This is a genomic window from Aquabacterium sp., assembly GCF_035476535.1.
In the GTDB taxonomy this organism is placed as follows: domain Bacteria; phylum Pseudomonadota; class Gammaproteobacteria; order Burkholderiales; family Burkholderiaceae_C; genus Pseudaquabacterium.
Window position 1 is genome coordinate 1 of the sequence record NZ_DATILJ010000133.1, and the last position, 10,368, is coordinate 10,368.

Here is a 10,368-nt window from a genome sequence, read left to right on the forward strand (position 1 = left end):
GCCGCTGAGTGCGCCCAGCGTGTCGCGCAGCCCCGCCGCGTGGGCCAGCGGCTCGGGTGCGTCACGCAGGGCCTCGCCCAGCGTGCGCAGCTGTTCGGCCTCGCGCAGGTGGTGCATCGCACGCTGGGCCTGGTGGCGCTGGCCGGCCACCATCGCGGCCACCAGCGCGTTGACGCCCAGCATCGCGGCCAGCATCAGCAGGTGCTGGTGGCCATCGACCTGGAAGCTGCCGCGCGGCGGCACGAAGGTCCAGTTGAAGGCCAGCACGCCGACGAGCCCGGAAGCCAGCGCGACAGCGAGCGGCAGCCACACGCTGGCCAGCGCCGAGGCCATCACCAGCAGCAGTGCCAGGTTGGCCAGGTCGAAGCGGCCATCGAGCAGCAGCATCGCCAGCCAGGCGCTCAGCCACACCGCGGCGGCCAGCGCGGGCTGCCACCAGGGGCGAGTCGGGGTGCTCACCAGCAAATATGGCTCTGCCACTTTGCTGGACCCCCTCGGGGGACGGCCGGCTTCGGCCGGCCTTGGGGTGCTCATGGACTGCACGGTAGCAGGCGCGGCATCAGGATCGCATCAGGACCGGCGGATCCGGCCGGCACGCCGTCGTCGCACACAATACGCGCGACATGAGCGCATCGCCCTCGATCTGGTCCACGCTGCGCCACCCGGCCTTCCGGGGCATGTGGATCGCCAGCGTCTTCTACTTCGTCGGCAACGCCATGCAGGGCATGGCGGCGGCCTGGATGATGGTCGAGCAGACCGGCTCGTCCTTCCTGGCCGCGCTGGTGCAGACGGCGGTGTTCCTGCCGATGTTCATGCTCTCGCTGCCCGCCGGCGTGCTGGCCGACACCACCGACCGGCGGCGCCTGGTGCTGAGCGCGCTGCTGGTGCAGGCGGTGGCGGTGGCGCTGCTGGCGGTGCTGCTGCTGCTGGGCTGGGCCGGCCCGGCGACGGTGTTGTTCTTCACCTTCCTGGCCGGCAGTTGCACCGCGATGCTGTCGCCGGCCTGGAATTCGACGGTCGGCGAGATCCTGCCGCGCGAGCAACTGCCGCAAGCCATCATCACGATGAGCATTGCCTACAACGCCGCGCGGGCCCTGGGGCCGGCGATGGCCGGCGTGGTGTACGGGCTGGCCGGTGGCGGTTGGGTGTTTGCGCTGGCGGTGGCCGGCACACTGGGCTTGGCGCAGGCCTTCCGCCGCTGGCCGCCGCGCCCGCACCCGCCCACGCGGCTGCCGGCCGAGCGCCTTTGGGGCGGCACGCTGGCCGGGCTGCGCTATGCACGGCACTCGGAGACCATCCTGGCGCAGCTGGTGCGCACGGCCGCCTACAGCGGTGCCGGCTCGGCCTTGTGGGCGCTGCTGCCGGTCATCGGCCAGCAGCGGCTGGGCCTGGGCGCGCAGGGCTTCGGCCTGTTGATGGGTTGCCTGGGCACCGGTGCCGTGGCGGTGGGCCTCGTGCTGGGACGCTTGCGCCAGCGCGTCGGCCTGGAGCCCCTGGTGGCCGGCAGCTGCCTGCTGTTCGGGGGCGTGATGCTCACTGCGGCCCTGTCGCGCTGGCCGCTGCCGGTGTACGGCGCACTGGTGGTTGGCGGCGCGGCCTGGATGGCGGTGATGTCGACCTTCAACACCGCCACGCAGACCAGCGCGCCGCCCTGGGTGCGTTCGCGCGCAACGGCGCTGCATGTGTTGAGCGCGCTGGGCTCGTTCGCCATCGGCTCGGCCTTCTGGGGCGCGATTGCCGGCATCGCCGGCCTGCAGGTGGCGCTGTGCCTGGCCGCGGCGCTGATGTTCGCCGGCCTGCTGCTGGCCAAGCCCTTCCCGCTGCGCATGGGCGCGATGCAGGACGTGACGCAGGTGTCGCCTTTCGAAGACCTGCTGATCAAGGACCAGCCCGACCCCGAAGCCGGACCGGTGGCGGTGGAGATGGGCTACCGCATCCGGCCCGAGGACACGCAGGCCTTCCTGGATGCGGTGTCGCAGCTGCGTGCGCCGCGCCAGCGCGACGGCGCCACGTTCTGGCGCCTGTACCGCGACCTGGGCGATTCGTCACGCTATGTCGAACGCTTCATCGTCACCTCCTGGGCCGATTACCTGCACCAGCGCGCCCGCGCGACGATGGCCGATCAGACGCTGGAAGAGCGGGTGCGCAGCTTCGTGGTCGAAGGCGCACAGGTGACGATGCAGCACTACATCGCTGAACGCTAGCTCAGAGGATGTTGAGGAACACAGCGGTGATCGGCCCGAACTGGCCCGAGGCGTCGCTGGCGCGCACGTAGACGATGTGCTTGCCGGGTGTCAGGCCCTGGGTGGCCAGGCTGCCGCCCAGTGCTTCGGTGCTGCTGTTGAACGCACCGTCCGCGGCTTGCAAGGGCAAGGCTACTGCGCCGGCTTTCCAGGGTGGCACGTCGATGTAGGCCTCGGCCGCGGCAATGGCCTGCACCGGTTCGGCGCCGTTGCTCTGGTTGAAGCGCGTGTCGGTGGCTGCGGCGCTCAAGCCCACCAGCGTGCCGGCGCTCACGCCGCTGCCGCTGGCGTTGCCGGCCAGGCTGAGCGTGGTGATGTCAGGGCCACCGGGCGTCAGGTAGGGGGTGCGCACCACCTTGGCGGCGTAGATCAGTGCCGGCAGGTTGTTCGGCAAGGTGCTGCTGCTGTAGCTGCTGCAGCTTTCGAAGAAGCTGGTGCCGATCTCGAAGGTGAAGGAGGCCACGCCCAGCTCGCCGTAGCTGGTGCCGTCGGTCGTGCCGTCGGTGGGGTAGAGGCCGATCGACTGCATCGGTTCATAACCGTTGAAGTACGCGAAACGGCGGCCCAGCGTCTGCATCGCCGGGCCGTTCGGCGCGGTGGCCGCGGTCTCGCCCCAGGGCCACAGCACCAGCTGCGCGTAGCTGTGGATGTCCAGGTGGATGCCCGAGGTGTCGGCCGGCGCGGCATCGGTCAGCGCCGGGCCGCGGCGGTCGGGCCACAGGCTGCGTTCGTAGGCCTGCATGGCCTGCGTCTCGGGTTCGGATGCCGCACTCGGGCCGCGGTAGGTCTCGCTGCACTCGTTGCCGCTGGAGCCCTGGCCGTTGGTGGCATTCCAGCTGAACGCAAAGTTGCGGTTCAGGTCGGCGCCGCGGCTGTTGCTGAGTCTGCCGCAGTAGGTGTTGTTGATGTTCTTGCGCCACATCGCGCCGGCTTCGGCCTTCTTGCGGCCGTCGGGGTTGGTCTGCAGCAGCAGGTGCACTTCGTGGTGGTCGAGGATCCAGGTGGCATCGGCGTTCGTGCCGTAACCATCGACCAGCCAGCGCGCGAAGGCCAGTGTCAGCGGCGCGGTGGCGTATTCACGCGCGTGGATCGCCGCGTTGATGAACAGCCTGGGCTTGTCGCCCGCGATGCTGCGGTTGGTGAGCTTCAGCACGAACAGGTCGTAGCCCTGGCGTGGCCGCTGGGTCTTCTGCCAGCTGTTGCCGACATCGATCCACTGCGCCAGGTTCGGTTGGCTGGTGGCCATGGCCTGCGCGGCGGCATAGGTTTCTTCCACCGTCTCGTAGCAGGCGAATCCGGGAATGGCCTGCACGCCGGCATCGGCCGCCTGCGGGTCGCTGCGGCGGCGCTGTGCGGTGGCGGCTTCGATCGCATCGAGCATGGCGTCGTGGCGCTGGCGCACTTCCGGCGCCGGTTCGATGCGGAAGCCGAAGCGCTGCAGCGCGGCGATGTCCTCGCCCTGCAATTCCATCAGCAGGTGGCCGCTGCCGTAGTCGGCTTCGATCAGCTGGTTGTGGAAGCTGACCGCGGCCTTGCGGGCCGTGGCCAGGTCCGGGAACCAGGCCTTGTAGAAGTTGACGCGGCGTTTTTCCAGCGCACGTACTTCGCTGGGGGATTGCAGCTCGTCTTTCGCCGGATCGGCGGCGGCAAGACCGGGCAAGGCGGGCAGGGCGAGCGCCAGCGCGCTGAGCGTGGCGGCCAAGGGGGTCAGATTGGCCTGGCGGGTTTTCATGTGGGGTCTCCTCATGCGGCACCGTGGATTGGGCCGGTGGGCCCGGATATGCCTATGATGGATCCTCTCACATCGAACCCTAGGATCCGTCGATGGACATGCCCTTGAACACGGGAGTTGCGCGCTACACCGAAACGCGCCGCCACGAGTTGCGCAAGACGCGCATGGTGATGATCGATGGCCAGCTCGCCATCAACAGCCGCAGCAGCGAAGGCGGCGTCAGCGCCCGCGTCTACGACGGCGGCTACTGGGGTTTTGCCTCGGCGCCCGATGGTGTGCCGGCCGAGCTGGAACGCCAGGCGCTGCGCAACGCACAGGCCATGGGCCGCTTCGGCGCCCGCCCGGCGCTGGCCCTGCCCGGCGGCAGCTACCGCGGCGAGCACCGGTTCCATGGCAAGCCGGCACTCAGCGCACAAGACTGCGCCGACCGCCTGGCCGCTTTGCACGATTTCTGCCAGCGCCAGTACCCGGGCCTCAAGTCCACCCGCTTCCTGCTGCAGGACGAGCACCACAGCAAGGGGCTGGTCACCAGCCTGGGCGGTGACTCGCTGGCCAGCATCCAGCGTGCGATGTGTTACGTCACCCTGATCGCCGAGGACGAACACGGCGCACCGGTGGAGCTGGTCGAGGTGCTGTCCGGCAAGGGCAGCCTGGCGGACCTGGATCTGTCGGTGGCCACGCTGGCGCCGTTGCTCGATGAACTGCATGGCCACCTGCAGGCCAAGCGCCAGGCGGTGCCGGCCAGCGGCGGCCTGCACACGGTGGTGATGGCGCCGGCGCTGGCCGGCATGCTGGCGCACGAGGCGATGGGCCACCCCTGCGAGGCCGACATCGTGCTGGGCGGCGCGATAACCGGTGACCTGCTCGGCCAGCGCGTGGCCAGCGACAAGGTGTCGATGGTCGACTTCGCGAACAGCTTCCAGGGCCGGGAGACGATGATCCCGGTCTATGCCGACGACGAAGGCACGCCCGCCCGCGACGCGGTGCTGATCGACAAGGGCATGCTCAGCAGCTTCATGAGCAGCCGCGAGACCGCCGCGCGCCTGGGCCTGGTGCCCAGCGGCAGCGCACGGGCTTATGCGCCGGGCGACGAGCCGCTGGTGCGCATGCGCAACACCGCCATCCTGCCCGGCACCGATGCGCTGGCCGAGATGATCGCCGGCGTCGATGAGGGCTATCTGCTGATGAAGACCGGCAATGGCCAGGCCGACTCCACCACCGAGTTCATGTTCGGCATCTCGCTGGCCTACGAGATCCGCAAGGGCCGGCTGGGCCGCGCCATCCGCGATACCACGGTCTCCGGCTCGGCGATCAAGGTGCTGCAAAGCGTGGATGCGGTGTCCGACGACATGGTCTGGAACTGCTCGGGCTACTGCGGCAAGAAGCAGCTGATGGTGGTGTCCATGGGCGGGCCGGCGCTACGTGCGCAGGCGCAGATCGGCGGCGAATGACGGGGGGCATGATGGAACTGCAACACATTGCCGAACAAGCGCTCGAGCGCATGCGCACCCAGGGCTTCGACGCGGCACGCGCCGATGCCAGCCGCAGCGAGAGCACCGAGCTGAACATTGCGCACAACGAACCCAGCCTGCTGCGCAGCACGCGCGCGCACAAGCTGGTGCTGACCGGCATCGTCGATGCGCGGCTGGCCAGCACCGAGTTGAGCGATCTGTCCGAGGCCAGCTTGCGCGAGGCCGTCGCCGCACTGCATGCCAACGCGCTGGCGGCGCCGCAAGACGGGGCCAACGCGCTCACCGCCGGGCAGACGGCGCGCATCGCCCAGGGCCCGCTGCAGGCCGACGAAGCGGTGCTGGCCGACAAGGTGGCCGAGCTGCTGGACTTCCGCGCCCGCGAAGCGCCGCTGATGATGCTGGAGGAAGGTTTTGCCGCGCACACCCGGGTGCAGTCGCGCACGCTCAGTTCGGGCGGTAGCGACCTGGCCTGCGAGATCGGCTGGTATGGCCTGAGCGCCTTCGGCTCGGCCCGCGAGGGCAAGCGCACCAGCTCGTTCAACCATGCCGATGGCAGTGCCCATGATCTCGCGGCGCAGCCGGCGCAGCGGTACTTCGGCATCGAGGGCTTGCTGCGCGACACGCCACGCCAGCTGGACGCCACGCCGATCAGCGCCAAGTTCGTCGGTGATGTGGTGCTGACGCCGCCGGCCGTGGCCAGCCTGCTGTCCTGGCTGCACGGCCAGATCGGCGACCTGCAGCTGATCGCCGGCACCTCGCTGTACCGCGCCCAGGTCGGCGAAGTCGTGGCCTCGCCGCACTTGAGCCTGCGCAGCCGCTTCGACGCGCCGGGCGTCGCCGCGCTGTCGGCCGATGGTTTCCCGACCCCGCCGGTGGAGGTGCTGCGCGCGGGCCGGCTGCTGTGCCTGACGCCCAGCCTCTACGCCAGCCGCAAGACCGGCCTGCCGCATGTGCCGGTGGCCGCCGCCGGCTGGGAGCTGGCCGCCGGCGACACCGCGCTGACCGACGTGCTGGCGGGCGTGGCCCTGGGCGCGCTGGTCGGCCGGCTGTCGATGGGCCATCCGGCGACGAACGGGGACTTCTCCGGCGTCATCAAGAACAGCTTCCGCCTCGAAGGCGGCGCGGTGGGTGGCGCCTTGCGCGAGGTGATGATCACCGGCAACGTCGCGCAGATGCTGCGCGATGTGGTCGCGGTGAGCCGCGAGCGCATCGACACCGGCAGCAGCTGCCTGCCTTGGCTGCGAGTGCGCGGCTTGCACTTCTCCTGATGCCGGACACACCATGCGCGGGCCACTGACCGCTGTTCACCGCGCCCGCCACGTCCGCCTGCTGGGGCCGGCCGCGCTGCTGCTGGGCGGCCTGCTGCGCCCGGCGCACGCGCTGGCCTTCGACTGGCCGATCCCGGGCGTGGCGGTGTCGGGCTCCGGCCGGCTGCGGCGTGAGGAGCGGGCGCTGGTGCCGTTCTCGGCGCTGAAGCTGGGCGGCAGTCTGGCCGTCGAGTTGCGGCAGGCTGCCACGCCACGCCTGGCGCTCGAAGGCGACGACAACATCCTGCCGCTGATCGAGACCGAGATGCACGACACCACGCTGCACATCGTGCAGCGCCGCGGCATCAAGCCGACACGGCTGCTGCTGGTGCTGCACACGCCGCTGCTGGACAGCGTGACGATGGGCGGCGCCGCGGTGCTGAACACCGAGGCCTGGCAGGCGCCGCGCCTGACCGTGAACGCCGGCGGCGCGGCCGCGCTGCGCCTGCGCGGGCTGCGGCTGGAAACGGTGTTCGCCGAACTCGGCGGCGCCGCGGTGCTGACGCTGGCCGGCGCAGCCGGTGAGCTGGTGGCCACGCTCGGCGGCTCGGCCGCGCTGCGCGCCGCGGCCTTGCAGGCACGCAGCGCCACGCTGCAGATCGGCGGCGCCGGCAATGCCCTGGTGTCGGCGCGCGAGCAGCTGAAGGCCAGCGTCGGCGGCGCGGGCGGCCTGCGCTACCACGGCCAGCCGCGCACCGAGCTGTCGCGCTCCGGCGCCGGCACGATCAAGGCGCTGGGCGACGCGCCGGCCGGCTGAACCGCTTCACAACTTCAGCGAGAAGCCCGCCTCGGCCAGCACCTGGCCGTTGATGCGCAGGTCCACCGCATGCGCGCCGGCGTGGTAGCGCCGCGTGGTCACGGCTTTCAGCGAATGCCGGCGTTCGAGCTGCCGCTGTTCGCGGCCGGCGAGCTCCAGCGTCCAGCCCTTGAAGACTTTCGGCGAACTGCTGCCATTGGCCTTGACATGGTGCACCGCATAGTCGATCACCAGCCGTTGCGGCTTGGCCGAGCTCGAGTGCAGGGTCAGCTGCAGCAGCAGCTCGCCACCCACCGCCGCGCGCTTGGGGCCGACCGTCCAGCTCAGCTCGCCGCGAAACGCCTGGCCCAGGCCCCAGGCGGCCAGCACCTGGGCGTCGCCCTGCTTGATCAATGTGCGGCTGGCGTGGCGCAGCAGCGCGCGGCGTTCGGCCGGGGCATCGGGCAGGTGGTGGTGCAGCCAGTCGGCGATCAGGCCCGGGTGGTCTTTCGCGATGTCGTTCAGGTGGTTGGCCACGCTGCGGCGCACGTACTCGCTGGGGTCGTCCTGCAGCGCCAGCAGCAGCGGCAGCGTCGGCGACGGGTCCTGCACCAGCGCCTGCAGCCGCAGGCCCCAGGGCAGGCGCGGGCGGCTGCCCTCGCTGACCAGGCGCCGCACATGGGCGCTGGGGTCGCCGACCCAGCGTGTCAGCGTGGCCAGGCTCAGCTCGGGGTGGCGGATCAGGAACGGCCGGATCGCGAACTCGGCTGTCATGCGCTGCGTCATCGCATGCAGCGCGGCCAGGCCGCGTTCGGGCGCATCGATCGCGAAGCGCGCCACCGCCTCGGTCAGCGGCCACACGGCCCAGCCGGCCAGGCCCTGCTCGCTGGTGCGCAGCGACGCCAGGTCGTCGCCTTCACCCGGTGGCCCCAGGCTGGCTTCCAGCAGACTGGCGGCGCGGTCCACATCGGACGGCAGCGTGGCCAGCAGCGCATCGGCCACCTGCAGCACGCGTGCCTTCAACTCCAGCGTGTCCAGGCCGGCCAGCGCCTGGGCCTCGAAGCCTGCGCGGTCGAAACGCCGGTCAGCCCGCTTCAGGTGCTGGCCGATGGCCGTCACGACGGTCGGATTGATCAGGTTCTTGAACGGTTCTGCCATGGGGCCGCAGCATAGGCCAGCTGCGGCCCCGGCCTTGAACTGCCGGTCGACCGGCGCAGAGGCCCGGGCCGCGCTGCTAAGCTGACGACCCGCTCACGACAGGATGCGCCGATCCGGCCGCCGCTTGCCCCATGTTCACCGGCATTGTTCAAGGCGTGGCCCAGGTGGCCGCCATCACCGACAAACCCGGCCTGCGCAGCTTCGAGCTGGCCTTTCCGGCGGGCTTCGACAATGGGCTGGAGATCGGCGCCAGCGTGTCCTGCGACGGCGTGTGCCTGACCGTCACGGCCCGGCCCGCCGCCGAGCGCGCGAGCTTTGATGTGATGCAGCAAAGCCTGGGCCTGACGACGCTGGGCACGCTGGCGGTGGGCAGCCGGATCAATGTCGAACGTGCCGCCAGGGACGGCGCCGAGATCGGCGGCCATCCGATTTCCGGCCATGTCGATTGCCAGGCCCGGCTTCTGTCGATCCGCCGTCCGGAGAACAACCAGGTGCTGCGCATCGCTGTGCCCGCGTCACACATGCGTTATGTCTTTGCCAAGGGCTACGTCGCGGTCAACGGCGCCAGCCTCACGGTGGCCGAGGCCGACCGCCGCGCCGGCTGGTTCGAGGTCTGGCTGATCCCGGAGACCCTGCGCATGACCACCTTCGGCGACAAGGTCGAAGCCGATGCGCTGAACATCGAGATTGAGCGCGGCACGCAGGTGGTGGTGGACACCGTGCGCGATGCGCTGGAAGAACGCCTGGGGCCGCTGCTGCCGGCGCTGGAGGCGCTGCTGGCCGAACGGGGCCAGTCGCTGGCCGACCTGGGAGGGCCTCAGGCGCTCAAATCACCGCCTGTTCGGTGAACGGCTGCCCGTCGATCACGCGCTGCCAGCCGAAGGGGCTCAGGTCCAGCGACTGGTAGGCCCCATGCAGCAGCCATTCGGCCACGCCGCGGCCGGCGGCCGGCGCGTGCTGCAGGCCATGGCCGGAGAAGCCGTTGGCAAAGACCAGGTTGGCTATGTCCGGGTGCGGGCCGATCACCGCGTTGTGATCCAGCGCATGCACCTCGTAGTAGCCGGCCCAGGCATGCTGCACGCGCAGCGCCTCGAAGGCCGGCACGCGCTGGGCCAGCGCGGGCCAGAGGCGGTCGTCGAACTGCTGCACATCGGGCTGGTCCAGCGGCAGGTCGTCCGGGTCCTCGTCTCCCGCGCCGGGTGACCAGCCGCCGATGAAGCCCGGGCCTTCGCTGCGGAACCAGACGCCGCTGGTGTCGATCACCAAGGGCGTGTGTTTTGCGACGCCGGGCAGGGCCGTCGGGCAGCTGAAATTGAACACCGTGCGCCGGCGCGCATGCACACCCAGCGTGATGCCGGCGAGCTGCGCGACGCCGCGCGCCCAGGGCCCGGCGGCATTGACGAACGCATCGGCGGCAAGCTGGCGGCCATCGTCGAGTTGCGCGCTCAGCAGCCGGCGGCCGTCACGTGTGAACCCGACCACCCGAGCACGCTGCGTGATCGCGCCGAGCGAGCGCGCTTTGCGTGCCAGTGCGCGGGCCAGCGCATAGCCGTCGAACCAGCCTTCACCGGCCAGGCCCAGGCTGGCCAGCGCCAGGTCGTCGCCGTTCAACCACGGGAAACGCTGCACCAGCTCGATCGGCGTGAGCAGCGTCACCGGCACGTCGAGGGCCTGCTGCACGGCATGCTTGGCCCGCAGCACTGGCGCGCCAGCCTCGCCG

The 10,368-nt window shown here is 70.7% G+C and carries 9 protein-coding genes; 5 read left to right on the plus strand and 4 right to left on the minus strand.

Annotated elements, in window-relative coordinates:
- On the minus strand, positions 1-459 hold a 459-nt coding region (locus VLK61_RS13270), incomplete at its 3' end, for a DUF4118 domain-containing protein (protein WP_325421903.1).
- Positions 460-623: 164 nt separating this feature from the next.
- Here VLK61_RS13270 and VLK61_RS13275 point away from each other — a divergent pair.
- The gene (locus VLK61_RS13275) at positions 624-2,204 is read left to right on the plus strand and encodes an MFS transporter (RefSeq protein ID WP_325421905.1); all 1,581 of its coding nucleotides are present in this window, start codon (positions 624-626) and stop codon (positions 2,202-2,204) included.
- A gap of 1 nt (position 2,205) precedes the next feature.
- On the opposite strand, the gene VLK61_RS13280 is transcribed toward VLK61_RS13275, so the two are convergent.
- Positions 2,206-3,975, minus strand: a complete 1,770-nt coding sequence (locus VLK61_RS13280) for a M14 family zinc carboxypeptidase (RefSeq protein WP_325421907.1) — start codon at positions 3,973-3,975, stop codon at positions 2,206-2,208.
- Between the two features lie 92 nt (positions 3,976-4,067).
- On the opposite strand from VLK61_RS13280, the gene VLK61_RS13285 reads away from it, so the two are divergent.
- Genes VLK61_RS13285 through VLK61_RS13295 form a run of 3 tightly spaced genes read left to right on the plus strand, consistent with a single transcriptional unit; the run spans position 4,068 to position 7,511 of the window.
- Positions 4,068-5,426 (plus strand): TldD/PmbA family protein, encoded by a 1,359-nt coding sequence (locus VLK61_RS13285; RefSeq protein ID WP_325421909.1) that lies wholly within the window; start codon positions 4,068-4,070, stop codon positions 5,424-5,426.
- A gap of 11 nt (positions 5,427-5,437) precedes the next feature.
- Positions 5,438-6,715: a metallopeptidase TldD-related protein gene (locus VLK61_RS13290; RefSeq protein ID WP_325421911.1), complete on the plus strand. Its 1,278-nt coding sequence runs from the start codon at positions 5,438-5,440 to the stop codon at positions 6,713-6,715.
- 13 nt (positions 6,716-6,728) lie between these two features.
- Complete coding sequence (locus VLK61_RS13295) at positions 6,729-7,511, plus strand: GIN domain-containing protein (protein ID WP_325421913.1); 783 nt, start codon at positions 6,729-6,731, stop codon at positions 7,509-7,511.
- A gap of 6 nt (positions 7,512-7,517) precedes the next feature.
- Here the strand turns inward: VLK61_RS13295 and VLK61_RS13300 are convergent, their stop codons facing one another.
- Positions 7,518-8,648, minus strand: coding sequence for a DNA alkylation repair protein (locus VLK61_RS13300; RefSeq protein WP_325421915.1), 1,131 nt, complete (start codon positions 8,646-8,648; stop codon positions 7,518-7,520).
- Between the two features lie 131 nt (positions 8,649-8,779).
- Here VLK61_RS13300 and VLK61_RS13305 point away from each other — a divergent pair, with 131 nt between their 5' ends.
- Positions 8,780-9,496 carry a riboflavin synthase subunit alpha gene (locus VLK61_RS13305; protein ID WP_325421917.1) on the plus strand — a complete coding sequence of 239 codons (717 nt, stop codon included), beginning with the start codon at positions 8,780-8,782 and terminating at the stop codon, positions 9,494-9,496.
- On the opposite strand, the gene VLK61_RS13310 is transcribed toward VLK61_RS13305, so the two are convergent.
- On the minus strand, positions 9,474-10,368 hold an 895-nt coding region (locus VLK61_RS13310; RefSeq protein ID WP_325421919.1), incomplete at its 5' end, for an NAD(P)/FAD-dependent oxidoreductase. The genes VLK61_RS13305 and VLK61_RS13310 overlap by 23 nt on opposite strands.

Bases quoted from the DNA above. Each gene is read 5' to 3' on its own strand.
- VLK61_RS13275 (WP_325421905.1), top strand. From the start codon at position 624: ATGAGCGCATCGCCCTCGATCTGGTCCACGCTGCGCCACCCGGCCTTC.
- VLK61_RS13280 (WP_325421907.1), bottom strand. From the start codon at position 3,975: ATGAAAACCCGCCAGGCCAATCTGACCCCCTTGGCCGCCACGCTCAGC.
- VLK61_RS13285 (WP_325421909.1), top strand. From the start codon at position 4,068: ATGGACATGCCCTTGAACACGGGAGTTGCGCGCTACACCGAAACGCGC.
- VLK61_RS13290 (WP_325421911.1), top strand. From the start codon at position 5,438: ATGGAACTGCAACACATTGCCGAACAAGCGCTCGAGCGCATGCGCACC.
- VLK61_RS13295 (WP_325421913.1), top strand. From the start codon at position 6,729: ATGCGCGGGCCACTGACCGCTGTTCACCGCGCCCGCCACGTCCGCCTG.
- VLK61_RS13300 (WP_325421915.1), bottom strand. From the start codon at position 8,648: ATGGCAGAACCGTTCAAGAACCTGATCAATCCGACCGTCGTGACGGCC.
- VLK61_RS13305 (WP_325421917.1), top strand. From the start codon at position 8,780: ATGTTCACCGGCATTGTTCAAGGCGTGGCCCAGGTGGCCGCCATCACC.